General features: G+C 59.5%; 13 protein-coding genes and 1 tRNA gene. 8 read left to right on the forward strand and 6 right to left on the reverse strand.

Annotation, left to right across the window (positions count from 1 at the left end; translation table 11 throughout):
* Positions 1 to 36: 36 nt before the first annotated feature.
* On the reverse strand, positions 37 to 945 hold the full coding sequence (locus J2046_RS18305; RefSeq protein ID WP_210054268.1) for a DMT family transporter: 909 nt from the start codon (positions 943 to 945) through the stop codon (positions 37 to 39).
* A gap of 322 nt (positions 946 to 1,267) precedes the next feature.
* Here J2046_RS18305 and J2046_RS18310 point away from each other — a divergent pair, with 322 nt between their 5' ends.
* The 4 genes from J2046_RS18310 to J2046_RS18325 are packed head-to-tail and all read left to right on the forward strand — an operon-like array spanning position 1,268 to position 5,030.
* The gene (locus J2046_RS18310) at positions 1,268 to 2,677 is read left to right on the forward strand and encodes a circularly permuted type 2 ATP-grasp protein (RefSeq protein WP_210054270.1); all 1,410 of its coding nucleotides are present in this window, start codon (positions 1,268 to 1,270) and stop codon (positions 2,675 to 2,677) included.
* 18 nt (positions 2,678 to 2,695) lie between these two features.
* A complete protein-coding gene (locus tag J2046_RS18315; protein ID WP_210054273.1) occupies positions 2,696 to 3,637 on the forward strand; it encodes an alpha-E domain-containing protein in 942 nt (313 codons plus the stop codon).
* A gap of 16 nt (positions 3,638 to 3,653) precedes the next feature.
* The gene (locus tag J2046_RS18320) at positions 3,654 to 4,499 is read left to right on the forward strand and encodes a transglutaminase family protein (RefSeq protein WP_210054275.1); all 846 of its coding nucleotides are present in this window, start codon (positions 3,654 to 3,656) and stop codon (positions 4,497 to 4,499) included.
* A gap of 60 nt (positions 4,500 to 4,559) precedes the next feature.
* Positions 4,560 to 5,030, forward strand: coding sequence for a hypothetical protein (locus J2046_RS18325; protein WP_210054277.1), 471 nt, complete (start codon positions 4,560 to 4,562; stop codon positions 5,028 to 5,030).
* Positions 5,031 to 5,033: 3 nt separating this feature from the next.
* On the opposite strand, the gene J2046_RS18330 is transcribed toward J2046_RS18325, so the two are convergent.
* Positions 5,034 to 5,246, reverse strand: coding sequence for a DUF3329 domain-containing protein (locus J2046_RS18330; RefSeq protein ID WP_210054279.1), 213 nt, complete (start codon positions 5,244 to 5,246; stop codon positions 5,034 to 5,036).
* 4 nt (positions 5,247 to 5,250) lie between these two features.
* Positions 5,251 to 6,477, reverse strand: coding sequence for an ROK family transcriptional regulator (locus J2046_RS18335; protein WP_210054281.1), 1,227 nt, complete (start codon positions 6,475 to 6,477; stop codon positions 5,251 to 5,253).
* A gap of 202 nt (positions 6,478 to 6,679) precedes the next feature.
* On the opposite strand from J2046_RS18335, the gene xylF reads away from it, so the two are divergent.
* The 4 genes from xylF (at position 6,680) to J2046_RS18355 (ending at position 10,300) form a co-directional block, all read left to right on the forward strand.
* Positions 6,680 to 7,720: a D-xylose ABC transporter substrate-binding protein gene (gene xylF / locus J2046_RS18340; RefSeq protein WP_210054282.1), complete on the forward strand. Its 1,041-nt coding sequence runs from the start codon at positions 6,680 to 6,682 to the stop codon at positions 7,718 to 7,720.
* A gap of 182 nt (positions 7,721 to 7,902) precedes the next feature.
* A complete protein-coding gene (locus J2046_RS18345) occupies positions 7,903 to 9,228 on the forward strand; it encodes a sugar ABC transporter permease (RefSeq protein WP_210054284.1) in 1,326 nt (441 codons plus the stop codon).
* A gap of 27 nt (positions 9,229 to 9,255) precedes the next feature.
* Entirely contained in the window at positions 9,256 to 10,041 is a 786-nt protein-coding gene (locus J2046_RS18350; protein WP_210054287.1) for an ATP-binding cassette domain-containing protein, read from the forward strand.
* 182 nt (positions 10,042 to 10,223) lie between these two features.
* Positions 10,224 to 10,300 (forward strand) — tRNA-Arg (locus tag J2046_RS18355).
* Between the two features lie 671 nt (positions 10,301 to 10,971).
* Here J2046_RS18355 and J2046_RS18360 read toward each other — a convergent pair.
* The 3 genes from J2046_RS18360 to J2046_RS18370 all read right to left on the reverse strand — a co-directional run bounded on the left by J2046_RS18360 (position 10,972) and on the right by J2046_RS18370 (position 14,404).
* On the reverse strand, positions 10,972 to 11,868 hold the full coding sequence (locus tag J2046_RS18360; RefSeq protein WP_210054289.1) for a hypothetical protein: 897 nt from the start codon (positions 11,866 to 11,868) through the stop codon (positions 10,972 to 10,974).
* Between the two features lie 117 nt (positions 11,869 to 11,985).
* Positions 11,986 to 13,824 carry a hypothetical protein gene (locus tag J2046_RS18365; protein WP_210054291.1) on the reverse strand — a complete coding sequence of 613 codons (1,839 nt, stop codon included), beginning with the start codon at positions 13,822 to 13,824 and terminating at the stop codon, positions 11,986 to 11,988.
* Between the two features lie 142 nt (positions 13,825 to 13,966).
* Positions 13,967 to 14,404 carry a hypothetical protein gene (locus J2046_RS18370; RefSeq protein ID WP_210054293.1) on the reverse strand — a complete coding sequence of 146 codons (438 nt, stop codon included), beginning with the start codon at positions 14,402 to 14,404 and terminating at the stop codon, positions 13,967 to 13,969.
* Between the last annotated feature and the right edge of the window lie 12 nt (positions 14,405 to 14,416).

The raw sequence follows: 14,416 nt of genomic DNA on the forward strand, positions 1-14,416 counted from the left end.
AGTAACTAACGCGACTATTGAGATGGAGAGCGGCTTTCAGGCCGCTCTTTTCTTTTGTTCGGGAGAAAGCCCGGCGCTCCTCCGATTCACCAGATAGACGCCCGCCACGACGATTACCGTGCCGACGATCATCGGGAGCGTCAGCGGCTCGCCGAACAGGATCGCCGCCTCGACCGCCACGACAGGCGGCATCAGATAGATGAGTGAGGCTGCCCGCGACACCTGTCCGCGTCGGATGAGGTAGAGGAGGAGCCCGACCGCGCCCATGGAAATGCCGAAGACTGACCAGGCCATGGCCAATACCGCCTGATGGGTCCAGTCGAAGCGGAGGTCTTCAAGCACGAGCGCAAACGGCACGGTGACGATCAGCGCGCCGACGAACTGCAGCGTCGCGATCGAAAAAAGGTCGCCCTCCTGCAGGTGCCGCTTCTGGTAAAGCGTGCCGTAGGTGACCGAGGTCATCGCCACAAGGTTGATCAGCACCGGAAAGGCAAGGCCTGCAAGGCCGCGATCGAAAACGTCGAGAAGCTGCGGCGAAATCGCGATCAGGATGCCGGCGAAACCGAGCACCAGGCCCAGTTTCTGGGCCGGCTGCAGCCGTTCGCCAATAAAAAGCGGCGCAACCATCGCCGTCAGCAGCGGTTGAAGACCGGCAATGATGCCAGACAGGCCAGCAGGCACCCCCTGCCCGATCGCATACCAGACGCCGACCAGATAAAACCCGTGCAGGAAGACGCCGGACAGGATCGCATGGCCGAACTGACCGCGACTCTTCGGCCATTTCGCCCCCATGACGAAACACACCGCCAAGAAGGCGATCGCCGCGAGCGTATGCCGCACGGCAAGAAAAGTGATGGGATCGGCATGCGCCGCCGCGTATTTCGCGACGATCCAGCCCGTGGACCAGAGGAGGACAAAAAGGGCCGGAGCCAGTCGATCGAGCATGCTTGATTCCGGCAGGTTTTGACAAAGGGCAGGTCGCGCTTGTCTATGCACAGTCAGTTTGATGGTCAAAACAGAAAAACTGATGGCTGCATTGAATGGCACTTGAACAACAGTTGGGCAGTTGGCGTTTTTGCAGGCAGAGGGACGGAAGACACCTTCCGGTAGCCGCCTTGTCCAGCACCGCAAATACTACCTTCAGGCAGGAAGGGTGTTTCGAGACGACGATTTTCTGATGCTTCGAATCCGTTCCGGCAACTGTGCATGGTTCTTGCATTGCTATCTGCATTGTACTCTTATGGTCAAAAAATCGGGGAACGCGCCTTTGGCATTTGATGAAATGTTGACCGCGGAAAGCCATCCGCGACTGCCATACAAGACCTATCACGAGTGGTATACCAACCAGGATGCCGCCCACCTGATCCGCAAAACCCAGGATGCGGAAAACATATTCAGAAAGACGGGCATCACCTTCGCGGTCTATGGACACGCCGACAGCTCCGAAAAGCTCATACCCTTCGACATCATCCCCCGCATCATTTCCGCCCGAGAATGGCGCAAGCTCGCCCAGGGCATCGAACAGCGGGTTCTCGCCCTCAACGCCTTCCTCGACGACATCTATCACAAGCAGGAGATCATCAAGGCGGGCCGCATCCCCCGCGAACTGATTGAAAAGAACAGCGCTTTCCTGCCGCAGATGATCGGTTTCAAGCCGCCGGGCGGCGTCTATACCCATATCGTCGGCACAGATATCGTCCGCACCGGCGAGGATCAGTTCTACGTGCTGGAGGACAATGCCCGCACCCCGTCCGGCGTCAGCTACATGCTGGAGAACCGGGAAACCATGATGCAGATGTTCCCGGAACTCTTCACGCTGAACAAGGTGCAGCGCGTCGAGGACTATCCGCGGCTTCTACGCCAGTCGCTCGCTTCGCTCGCCCCGCCCGGCTGCAAGGGGAAGCCGCGCGTCGCTGTACTCACCCCCGGCATTTACAATTCCGCCTATTACGAACATTCCTTCCTCGCCGATCAGATGGGCGTCGAACTGGTGGAAGGCGGCGACCTGCGCGTCATCGATGGCCGCGTGAAGATGCGTACGACCCGCGGCTACGAGGCAATCGACGTGCTCTACCGCCGCGTCGACGACGACTTTCTCGATCCGCTCACCTTCCGGCCGGAATCTGCACTCGGCGTTCCCGGAATCATGGACGTCTACCGGGCCGGCAACATCACCATCGCCAATGCTCCCGGTACTGGCATTTCCGACGACAAGGCGATCTATTCCTATATGCCGGAGATCGTCGAGTTCTATACCGGCCGCAAGGCGATGCTGGAAAACGTGCCGACCTGGCGCTGTTCGGAGCCGGCAAGCCTCAAATACGTGCTGGAGCACATCGAGGAACTGGTCATCAAGGAAGTGCACGGTTCCGGCGGCTACGGCATGCTGGTCGGCCCGACAGCGACGAAGAAGGAACGTGCTGAATTCGCGGAAAAACTCGCGGCCAAGCCGAACAACTACATCGCCCAGCCGACGCTGGCGCTCTCGACCGTACCGATCTTCGTCAACAAGGGCATCGCGCCGCGTCACGTCGACCTGCGTCCCTATGTACTCGTCTCCGACAAGGTGCAGATCATTCCGGGCGGACTGACCCGCGTGGCGCTGAAACAGGGGTCGCTGGTGGTCAATTCCAGCCAGGGCGGCGGCACCAAGGACACCTGGGTTCTGGAAGATTGAGGTCGAGGTCGTAATCATATGCTCGGAAGAACTGCAAACGGCCTCTACTGGATGTTCCGCTATATCGAGAGAGCCGAAAATATCGCCCGCCTTGTCGATGCCGGCCTGCGCGTCTCGCTGACCCGCGCCGGCTCTTCGGACGAGGACTGGCACGGTGTGCTGGAAAGCGCCGGCGTGCGCGAAACCTATTCGGAAGTGCATGCCGAACTGACGGCGGCGGATGCGATCGACTATCTCCTGCGCGACCAGTCCAATCCGTCGAGTGTCATGTCCTGCATCGAATTCGGGCGCAACAACGCCCGCATGGTGCGCACGGCGCTGACCCGCGAGACCTGGGAAGCCACCAACGAATGCTGGATCGACCTGAAGGCCCGGCTTTCCCGCAAGCTGAAGCCTGCCGACCTGCCGGAGCTGATCGACGTCATCAAGCATCGCTGCGGCCTGATCCGCGGCGCCTTCCACGGTTCCATGCTGAGAAACGACCTCTACAATTTCTCGCGCATCGGCACGTTCATCGAAAGGGCGGACAACACGAGCCGCATCCTCGACGTGAAATACTACGTGCTGCTCCCGTCGGTGAGCCAGGTCGGATCGGCGCTCGACAATTTTCAGTGGGAATCGATCCTGCGATCGGTCTCCGCCCAGCGCTCCTACGGATGGGTCTATGACGGGGAATATCAGGCTGCCAATATCGCGGACTTCCTGATCCTCAAGGTGCAGATGCCCCGTTCGCTCGCCTATTGCTACGAGAAGATCGTCAGCAATCTCGGGTATATCGCCGAGGACTACGGCGAGCGGCTGAAAGCGCACGAAACAGCCGATGCCATCCGCTCGACGCTGAAGCGCGGCACGATCACCGACATCATGGATCAGGGCCTGCACGAATTCCTGGAGGATTTCGTCAGCCGCAACAACCAGCTTAGTGCCGAGATCACCGAAGGCTACCGTTTCTATCAGTAGGGCAGGATAACCGCACATGCGGCTGAAGATTTCTCACACGACCGAATATCTCTATGACGCTCCGGTATCCTACTCCCTGCAGCGCTTGCGGCTTACGCCGGTCGATAGGCCGGGCCAAAAAGTGCTGAACTGGTCGATCACCGTCGACGGCGCCAAGATCGAGGCGGGTTACGCCGACCAGTTCGGCAACCGCACCGAGCTCGTCTCCGTGGAGGGCGCCGAGCATATAATCCGCATCGTGGCCTCCGGCGAGGTCGAGACCGAGGACCGCGCCGGCGTCTATGGACAGCATCAGGGTTTCTGCCCGCTCTGGCTTTTCCTGCGCGACACGCAGCGCACCAAGCCTGGCAAGCTCGTCCGGGAACTCGCAAGGAGCGTCAAGGGTGACAGCGAGCTTGCCCTGATGCATGCGCTGATGGAAGCGATCCACGAAACGGTAGCCTATACGCCCGGCTCGACAAACAGCGAAACGACCGCCGAAGAAGCGCTGGCGGCGAAGACTGGCGTCTGCCAGGACCATGCGCATATATTCGTTTCGGCGGCGCGCTTCCTGGATATCCCGGCACGCTACGTTTCCGGCTATCTGCTGATGGAAGGCGCGACCGAACAGGTCGCCACCCACGCCTGGGCGGAAGTGCATCTGCCGGGTCTCGGCTGGGTCGGCTTCGACCCGGCGAACAAGCTCTGCCCGGACGACAGGTACGTGCGGATCGCCTCCGGCCTTTGCTACCGCGACTGTGCGCCGGTCTCGGGCATGCGTATCGGCCCGGCGGGAGAAAACCTTAAGGTGTCGCTGACCGTGGCGCAAATGCAGACTCAGAGCCAGAAGCAAAGCCAGGGGCAAACGCAAGGCCAGGAGTAAGCCGCAAGCCCTGCACCATCTCCGCGTGCTCTCGTCCTCCTCGAGGCAAAAGGATGAAGCATGCTGTTCGGACAATCGGTCTTCCAGTCGGTGCTGACCCGGCTGGAGGAAGAACGCGGCGAGGAAGAAGCCGAAGAGACGGAGGCAAGCTTCCGCATCAAGGGGCTTGGCATGGGCTTCGTTGCGCCGACGGATGAAGGACAGGCATTGGCCGCAACCGGAACGGAAGCCTATCTTGCCTTCCTGCCGGAACTGCCTGAGTTCGACCTGCCCCTCACGGAAGCGGAAGAATCAAAGTCGGCGCCCCAAATTCCCGCTCGTCTGCTCCGGCTGACGGAGAAAGAGATCGCCGAGGAACTCGCAATCACCGCGGCCGACACCGAAGCGACACTCGCCGAAAAGCGGCGGCAGTTCGCCAAGGCCAACCATCCCGATGGATTCGCACCGGAACTCCGCGATAACGCCAATATCCGCATGAAAACGGCGAACCTGCTGATCGATACTGCGATCAAAGGGCTCTTCTGGCGCTAGAGCCTACTCCTTCGGCTCCTCCGTGGGGTTCCGGACACCTGGTTTGCGCTTTTCCAGGAACAGTTTGTAGGTCGCATATAGACCCATGGCCCCAACGATGATCGCCCAGAACGGCTCGCCCGTATAAAGCTCGAATGCTGCCCAGATGGCGCAGATCACCGGGATCAGCAACCGTCGCCAGAGCGGCTCGTAGAAGGGATGGTTCGGATCGATCATGACATCATTCTCCAGCTGCCCTTATATGGGGCCTCGAGAGAATAATATCCTGATCGATGATGGAAAACGCAAGGTTGAGATGACCTTCGAAGACCAGCGAAGGTTCATCCGGCACGACGGAGAGTGCCGGCATGCCTTCGAGCCGCACGACCTGGGTCTGGGATAGCCCCTCCTCGATGCCGGCCTGCAGAAGATCCTGATGCCTCGTTCCCGGTCCGGTGATGAAGACCGGCATATGGCCGTGGAGACTGAGCAGACGCGACAGCCCGTTGCCAAGCGCCACGCCCGCCTGGCGGAAGGCGAACTGAGCCATGCGGTTGCCCTGTCGGGCTTGAGCAGCGATCTTGTCGATCTCCGCAATCGGCACGAATTTCGCCGGGATCGTATCCATCGGCACTTCGAAGGCCATGCGAAGAATCGCATAGAAGCCCGCATAGGCCTCGATGCACCCGCGCGCGCCGCAACGACAGAGCCCGCCATTGGGAATATGCAGCATATGCCCGAAATTCGGCGCAGAAATTTCCGCAACGCCGGCGGCATTCCGGCGGGCGATACCGAGACCGATGCTGTGACCGAGAGAAAGTGCAGCAAGCGCCCGCTCACCGCCGCCCTCCTTCTTCGCCTCACGCTCAAGCAGCGCACCTGCCACCAGCAGAGTCTCGTTGTTGAGGATGACCCTGGCCGGCCATCCGCGACCCAGCACCTCGGTAAAATCCACCGGCTGCAGTCCGAAGACCGGCGACCAGACAAGAACGGGCTTGCCCGGATGAACCAATCCCTTGCTACTGACCGAGACGAGCAGCACGCTGTCGTGATCGATGCTCGATCGCGCAACCACGCGTTCGAGCGCCGCGGAGATGGAAGCTACGAAAGCGTCTGTGCCGCCCTCCCCGCGCGGCTCGGCAAACCGGTCAAGCAGAGTGCCGGCGTAATCAACCAGGGAATACTGGATGGAATCGGAGGAGATGCTGATGACGACAAGATATCCGCAGGTGCGCCGCTGGCTGAAGAGCACGCGCGGCCTGCCACGACCGGCCGTTGCCTGCTGCTCGCTCTTCTCGATGATGCGGGCACGCTCGAGATCGGCGGTGATGGCAGAAATGGTTGCCGAGGCTAGACCCGTCGCATCGGAGATTTCCGTGTGGGCCAGCCGGCCACGGCGACGCAACGCAGCCAGCACAAGCGCACTGTTCTGCTGCCGGACCAATTCCGTGCTCGATTTCGCCAGCATGGACCCCGCTGTTCCTCCTCGCTCATTCTGTCGATACGGCAGTGCCTCGTCCTCCACAAGTGCCGATTGACAGCCCTTTGAATCTCTGACATCTGATTTCTCGACTGTCGAGAAAAAAGCGCTGGCGTTTTTCTGGCAGGTAATCTGGCGGGGGGAGAGCACGGAGGCTTGAGGCCCATCCGCCGTCACTCGGGAGGACATGATGAGATCGTTTGTAAAGTTAATGGCCGGCGCGGCCATCCTCGTTTCCATGCACACCGTCGCCATGGCGCAGCAGGTCGTCGTCGGCGTATCCTGGTCGAACTTCCAGGAAGAACGCTGGAAGACCGACGAAGCAGCCATCAAGAAGGCGCTCGAAGCCGCCGGGGCGAAGTATATTTCCGCCGACGCCCAGTCTTCTGCCTCCAAGCAGCTCACCGACGTCGAGTCGCTGATCTCTCAGGGGGCCAATGCGCTGATCGTTCTGGCTCAAGATAGCGATGCGATCGGGCCGGCGATCGAAAAGGCGGCCGCCGAAGGTATCCCGGTCGTGGGCTACGACCGCCTGATCGAAAATCCGGAAGCCTTCTATATCACCTTCGACAACAAGGAAGTCGGCCGCATGCAGGCCGAGGGCGTGTTCAAGGTGAAGCCGGAAGGCAACTACGTCTTCATCAAGGGCAACTCCGCCGATCCGAATGCGGACTTCCTGTTTTCGGGCCAGATGGAAGTGCTGAAGCCGGCAATCGACGCGGGCAAGATCAAGAATGTCGGCGAAGCCTATACGGACGGCTGGAAGCCGGAAAATGCCCAGAAAAATATGGAACAGTTCCTGACCAAGAACAACAACAAGGTCGATGCAGTCGTGGCTTCGAACGACGGCACGGCCGGCGGAGCGATCGCAGCGCTCGACGCTCAGGGGCTTGCAGGCTCCGTTCCGGTCTCCGGCCAGGACGCCGACAAGGCAGCGCTGAACCGCGTGGCGCTCGGCACCCAGACGGTCTCCGTCTGGAAAGACTCGCGTGAACTCGGCAAGACTGCCGCCGAGATCGCGCTTGCACTGGCCTCCGGCAAGAAGATGACGGAGATTCCGAACGTCCAGACCTTCAACGGCGGACCGAAGAAGCAGCCGATGCAGTCGGTCTTCCTCAAACCGCTGCCGATCACCCAGGATAACCTGAACGTCGTCATCGAGGCCGGCTGGATCAGCAAGGCGGAAGCCTGCCAGGGCGTCAAGGCCGGCACAGTCGCCGCCTGCAACTAAGCAGGCTATTTCGGGCCGATAAAATAGTCCGGCGCCGCAGCCCCCCTGCCGCGGCGCCGGTTTTCGGCGTAAAATGGCGCAGTCGCACGAGACGAGAAAGAAGCGGCGGAGCGTCATCCGGAGGCTCGGTCGGACGTCAGTCCAGACCACGAGGCCTCAAGAACGGTGGAGAACGGCAAGACATGGCCGACACGGCACATTCCACAACGAATTCCACGACATCGGGAGGAACAGGACAGGCCGATGGCAACCTCGTCGCACGTTTCTTCCGAGCAACCGAGATCGATACGCGTCTGCTCGGCATGATCGGCGCACTGCTGATCATCTGGGTGGGCTTTCACATTATGACCGGCGGGTTGTTCCTGACACCCCGGAACCTCTGGTTCCTCTCGGTGCAGACCGCTTCCGTCGCCGTCATGGCGACCGGCATGGTGCTGGTCATCGTCACCCGCAACATCGACCTGTCCGTCGGCTCCATCCTCGGCTTCACCGGCATGATCATGGGGGTCCTGCAGGCGCAGTTCCTGCCCCAGGTGCTCGGCTTCAACCATCCGGCCACCTGGGCGATCGCGCTCGCCGGCGGCCTGATCGTCGGCGGCCTGATCGGTGCCTTCCAGGGCGCGATCATTGCCTTTCTCAATGTCCCCTCCTTCATCGTCACTCTCGGTGGTCTGCTCGTCTGGCGCGGCGCGACATGGTACGTGACGAGCGGCCAGACCGTCGCGCCGATGGATGCCAATTTCCGCCTGATGGGCGGTGGCGCGGACGGTTCGATCGGCGCCACCTGGAGCTGGATCGTCGGTATCCTTGCCTGTTTGGCGATCGTCGCCGCGATCATCAACGGCCGACGCCAGCGCAAACGCTTCCACTTTCCGCGCCGGCCAATCTGGGCCGAATACGTGCTGGCGGCATTGGGTTGCATCATCGTGCTCGGTGTCGTTTCGATCGCCAACGACTATTATTGGCCGATCAACATCGCCCGCCGTTATGCGGAAGCAAACAGTATCCCCTGGCCGGAGAGCGGGCTCTTTATCTCCCACGGCATCGCCGTGCCGGTGCTGATCGCGATCGCCGCCGGCATCGTCATGACGTTCATCGCCACAAGGCTCCGCTTCGGTCGCTATGTCTTCGCGATCGGCGGCAATCCGGAAGCGGCCGAGCTTGCCGGCATCAAGACCCGCTGGGTGACCGTCAAGATCTTCGCCCTGATGGGCATTCTCTGCGCCATCGCCGCGGCGATCTCCACGGCCCGTCTCAACGCCGCGACCAATGCGCAAGGTGAGCTCGACGAACTCTACACCATCGCCGCGGCCGTGATCGGCGGCACGTCTCTTTCCGGCGGCGTCGGTACGATTGCGGGCGCCATGCTCGGCGCGCTTCTCATGCAATCACTGCAATCCGGCATGGTGCTGCTCGGCATCGACACGCCCTTCCAGCGCATCGTCGTCGGCGCCGTGCTCGTGCTCGCCGTCTGGCTCGACACCGTCTACCGCGCCAAAGCCAAGTAACGGGCCAAATAGATAGGAGTTTTCATCGTGACGGAACAAACCACTCCGCTCGTGGAAATGAAGAACATTTCCATCTCCTTCGGCGGGATTCATGCGGTCGAGAACGCCTCGGTCGATCTCTTTCCCGGCGAGGTCGTGGCGCTGCTCGGCCATAACGGCGCGGGCAAATCGACGCTGATCAAGATTCTCTCCGGCGCCTACCGGCGCGACGAGGGTGAAATCCTGATCAACGGCGAGCCTGCCGATATCCGCAATCCACGCGACGCGAAAAAATACGGCATCGAGACGATCTATCAGACGCTCGCGGTTGCCGATAACGTTGACGCCGCAGCCAACCTCTATCTTGGCCGCGAACTCAGGACGAAATGGGGCACGCTCGACGACGTCGCCATGGAGGCGAGCACCCGCGAGGTGATGGGGCGCTTGAACCCCAACTTCAGGCGTTTCAAGGAGCCCGTGAAGGCGCTCTCTGGCGGTCAGCGGCAATCGGTGGCGATTGCCCGCGCGATCCTCTTCGACGCCCGCATCCTGATCATGGACGAGCCGACGGCTGCGCTCGGACCGCAGGAAACGGCCCAGGTGGGCGATCTCATCAAGCAGCTGAAGCGCGAGGGAATCGGCATCTTCCTGATCAGCCACGACATCCACGATGTCTTCGATCTCGCCGACCGCGTCTTCGTGATGAAGAACGGCAAGGTGGTGGGCCACGCCCGCACCGGGGACGTCACCAAGGACGAAGTGCTCGGCATGATCATCCTCGGCAAGGTACCGCCTGGCGCCAGCCCGGGACCGGGCGCCATGAAGATGGCGTGATCGATCTGAAAACGCTGCAGCGCCTCCCCTTCCCGATCCACCGCCGCGGAAGGGCGGGGCAAGGCGGAACCGGTGATCTTTTCCGGTTCCGCCCATTCTCCTGAAATTGGCGATTGATGCGACCGTCATCCTGGGTTAAGAACCAGCCATCGGATGCGGCGAGTCATCGCGTCGCACGGTTAGCACCCGTAGCTCAGCTGGATAGAGTGTTGGATTCCGATTCCAAAGGTCACAGGTTCGAATCCTGTCGGGTGCGCCAAATTCCCACCATTCCAGAACAAAACTGGGCACTCCTGCCGGAGCCGCCCCGCCGCCGCATCGAAGTTTTCGCGTTGGTCGGCGAGCCGACTGTCACTGACTGCGTCATCGAGATCGAGCCGGAGGTTCCCGGGCTCGTCAGCCAAGGACCCCGCAACGCCTTCCCCTGCACCGGCGGGTGGGCGACAGGTCATGACCTTATCGCTGCTCCCTCATCCGTGTCAGAACTGCGGTTGCCTCTCCGGATGCGGGAAAATACATAGGGTCTACGCGACCATTCGGGGAGACGAAGAAAACACCGAATGATCCCTCACGCGGCACTGGCATCGAGCAGCCCGTAAGGTGATCCAGCCGAACCCCTGTCTCGACCTGACCTTTAAAGACGTCGATGACCCTTATGAGCAGGCTGTGTATAGGCGAATATCCGAATGGCAAAGCACCTTGTCGCTTTTCCGCTATCGCAACAGATAGCACTTCGCCGGCAAATATTTTCCATAATGTTCGGGACTATGCGTCTGTGGATCCATTCTGACGATGCAGGCACGCGCCGAACCGAAGGGTAGGCATAGAAAAACCATCCCAAAGACAATTATCTGGCCGAAGAGAGTGATGCGTCCCGGGTGCCGACGTCTCACGATTTCTCCCTCTATCCAGCAGTTAAGGCCAAGAGATTCACCGCGTATAATTGAAGAGCGCGCAGAAACCGGCTCCCCTGCCGTCCATTCCCACGGCGTCGGCCGCAGGCGGTTGCTGCTTACCGTTATAAATCTTGAGATAGAGCACCGAAGACCTGTCCAGGCTTTCCGTGTTCTCGTCGTGTCCGAAGACCACGAAGGTTGGTGGCTCCTGTCCGCACAGCAGATTCTCGTTTTTTAGAGTCGGGTTTGCCTGTCTCTCAACACGAAAAACGCCCGGGCGATCGGTGAGAGCCAGTTGCAACATCGCACCATTTTCAAACTGGATTTCCTCTGCTGAAATCTGAATGTCGCCGGTGATCGCAATGGCGGTCGTGCTCATGGCGCTCCATCGATCCTGTGCGAGCGCGGATGGGGCGACCGTGAGGCCGCAAACCTGACGCATGGTCTTGGCCGCTTTTGATGATCCTTTCAGCTCAAAAGATACTACGTCTTCGCTCTTTGCGTTACGGATTTTCAGAATATTGCCCCGGCCAAACGCGCTGACAAAAGCCGCCGACAGAAGCTCCGATATAACCCATGATTTGTCGGGCGCGTAATAATGGAGCTTCCCCGCGAAACTTTCCGTTCCATTGCGCCCCTCAATGTCGAAGCTGACGACCTCACTTTGATCGTCGATTCTTTGCAGTGCGTCGCCTTCATAACGCGAGAATGACCCCGTAAACCCGGCACCCAACAGTTTGTTGCAACCTCCCAGGAAGATCGTTCGGCCGTTCGTTGCGGTATTGCTGACCTGTACGCTCGGTGGGTCCGCTTGGGCAAAGGCCGTCCACGCTTCGCTACTTTGTGCGACTGAAAATGATACCGGGCCAAGAATCATCGCACCCGCTCCCAAGAGCAGCACCAAGAACCGATGTAATGAAACGGTCGCCATTGCAATGCTCCCCCAAAAAATGATGCGCCGTTTAGAAAAGCAGCGCCGTATTCGGATTTTCTGATGATGCAATCGAACGGACAAAGTTATTCAAGCCAATTATCATTCTCATCGCGATCACTTTATGGACGCGAAAGACGATCGGTTCATCTGGTAGTTTGATATTAACATAGAAAATGTCTTGTCCCGTTGTGTTCTGAGTTCCTCTTTCGGTAAGGCAGGCCCATACAAATCTTCGTACTTCCGCCACCGGGCCCGGTCATCAAATCGATCACCCGGATGCGAAGCATCGCCTGAAATGAAGATTTTCGAGTCATGTCCGCCCGCCTTCAACTCGTTGATCTCCGCCTGGCGGACAGCGTCTCGCTCTGCCTGGGTTACATTGATGCCTTCCCAGTCAACAATGAAGCGTCGGATCATCGCCATCATTTCGTCATCGTAGGCAAGGTCAGGCCTGTCCTTCAAAAGGGCGGGCGCATAGACGCTGGCAAAATAATCGGCGACTCGCTCGATGCGCGTATCGCCCGTGACGTGAGGCGCGTCGAGCACGGGCTTTCGGCTGACTTCGATGAGATCGAAATTCGGGTCCGGGACTGCTGGGCACCCTGCTCGTATCATCGGGACCTTTTCGCCTCTCGGTGGCAAATTCTTCAGCCCCAACTGCGATGTGTACAACTGAATCATCAGTGGGGTAGAGACGTAATACCTCTGTTCCCGGGCCGAGAAGTCGGCAGGATCGTCGTCATAGACGCAGAACAGGCCATTGTTGTCGAGCGACTTGTACGTTTCGATCAAGGGAGCGTCCGTATAGTCAGATGACGTCTCCATCGTGCCCATCATAACGAAATCAAGCAGGTTCTGGACAAGATGGAATGCCTCATCGCTGCCACACCCGCCATATTTCGCGAGGATCGCGTCTGCGATTTTCCCGGGCTCCTGTTTGTACCGTGATCTTGCCGCTGTTACCTTGCTCAGCTGTTGCAACGACCAGGCCGCATGATCAAGAATGAACTTCCCATAGGTCATGCCATCTGGAACGCTTATCCGGCCGGGCGGGTAATAGATATTGTAATACTGGATTATGACGGTCCACATCTTATCCCGATTTGCGGAAAGTTTCTCGGTGTCTTTCCAGCAGGATCGAAGCATGTGGTCCAGCACGTCGAACCCCAGAGCGAATTCGTCCGGATGGTCTATCGGGGCCGAAATGTGTGACTGAATACGACCCGTGAGGATGCCGTCAAGATCAATTCCAGCGGCAACAATCGATTCGGCATCGGCGGATGCCGGCGAGCCGGTCGAACTCGTCGCGGCGTCGTATTCCGACTTGAGGTCGCTCATTCTATTTCCGGCTAATTCGATGCGATAGAGTTTGTCAGGCCCGTAAATCTCCTTATCGAAAAGTACACCCATCGCGCGTCGTGCGACTCGCTGATCATCGAAGATGAAAACGTTGCCCGCCCTCGCGGCCATCACATCGGGCTCGTCTTTCAGCGCGGGCAAGAGGCGAGGATCATTAGCATAGGGTGCCGACATTTCGCGCGCATACCCTTTTTCCGCAACCATCATGGACAACCGGCCTGCGTCATCGGCCATCTCATCCTCTATTATCAGCCAATCCCTCTTCCCTTTCAGAATGCCGTCGCCAGGAATCAGGTACTCCATGCGGCGAAAGCCAGCCTTCGTTTTCTCTTTGCAATCAGGATGCGAACACCTTGTGACGAAGCAACCATCTGCCGAGCATGCGAACAGACGCAGATCGATGGTTCCGTCCGGCTGCACGACCAGCGTTAAGTCCTTGTTGACTTCCACCATACGGAAGAGTGGCGCGGGGGTTCCGAAAACGTCTTGATGTTTGACGAGATTGCCCGTCGTCAAAAATCCCAAGCTGTCGGCTGCCGTGGCGGCCGGAAGGGAAGATAGAATTATTGACGCAACGACCAGAAAAACTCTCATAGATCTTGCCTCAGTAGACCCGTCTCTGCCACTATCGACGATCGTCGGCCTCAGTCAAGGACCATCAAACCCCGGACTCTAGGTGACCGACTCATATGATAGAGCGCCATCTGCGCTCCGGCGTTACCGGCCTCCGCATCCTTCAGATAGGTCTCCGATAGTATTGTCGTCCTCTCTCAACATACCACCCGACCGCTTCAGGGCTGGGCCGTCCCTTATCAGGCGCATTTTTTGCTTCGCCCGCAATCCGACGAGACGCGTTGATCGCTTGCCATATATCCTGAGCCGGACCTTCAGCCAGGGAGGCCCGAATGAAGCGATACGTGGTTTCCGGTTCCGGTTCTCGCTCCCGCCTGCTTCCGGGTTTGCCGCCGATCGGCCCTCTCACCGCCTGGGCACAGGCCATCCAGGCGGCTCTGGATTCAATGTCTTCCAGCGCGACGCCGGCACCTCTTTTGTTGGGCTCCTCAGGATCGGCGGCGAGCCTCTCACAATCCTCGGCAAAACCAGCTGCCGCAGGGGATGGGAAGGATGAAACCATTGAAAGTCCCACGACCAGAAAAATCCAGTGCCAAGCCATGTCAACTCTCCC

This window comes from Neorhizobium petrolearium, assembly GCF_017873175.1.
Taxonomy (GTDB): Bacteria; Pseudomonadota; Alphaproteobacteria; order Rhizobiales; family Rhizobiaceae; genus Neorhizobium; species Neorhizobium petrolearium.

Bases quoted from the DNA above. Each gene is read 5' to 3' on its own strand.
- J2046_RS18305 (WP_210054268.1), bottom strand. From the start codon at position 945: ATGCTCGATCGACTGGCTCCGGCCCTTTTTGTCCTCCTCTGGTCCACG.
- J2046_RS18315 (WP_210054273.1), top strand. From the start codon at position 2,696: ATGCTCGGAAGAACTGCAAACGGCCTCTACTGGATGTTCCGCTATATC.
- J2046_RS18320 (WP_210054275.1), top strand. From the start codon at position 3,654: ATGCGGCTGAAGATTTCTCACACGACCGAATATCTCTATGACGCTCCG.
- J2046_RS18325 (WP_210054277.1), top strand. From the start codon at position 4,560: ATGCTGTTCGGACAATCGGTCTTCCAGTCGGTGCTGACCCGGCTGGAG.
- J2046_RS18330 (WP_210054279.1), bottom strand. From the start codon at position 5,246: ATGATCGATCCGAACCATCCCTTCTACGAGCCGCTCTGGCGACGGTTG.
- J2046_RS18335 (WP_210054281.1), bottom strand. From the start codon at position 6,477: ATGCTGGCGAAATCGAGCACGGAATTGGTCCGGCAGCAGAACAGTGCG.
- xylF (WP_210054282.1), top strand. From the start codon at position 6,680: ATGAGATCGTTTGTAAAGTTAATGGCCGGCGCGGCCATCCTCGTTTCC.
- J2046_RS18345 (WP_210054284.1), top strand. From the start codon at position 7,903: ATGGCCGACACGGCACATTCCACAACGAATTCCACGACATCGGGAGGA.
- J2046_RS18360 (WP_210054289.1), bottom strand. From the start codon at position 11,868: ATGGCGACCGTTTCATTACATCGGTTCTTGGTGCTGCTCTTGGGAGCG.
- J2046_RS18365 (WP_210054291.1), bottom strand. From the start codon at position 13,824: ATGAGAGTTTTTCTGGTCGTTGCGTCAATAATTCTATCTTCCCTTCCG.
- J2046_RS18370 (WP_210054293.1), bottom strand. From the start codon at position 14,404: ATGGCTTGGCACTGGATTTTTCTGGTCGTGGGACTTTCAATGGTTTCA.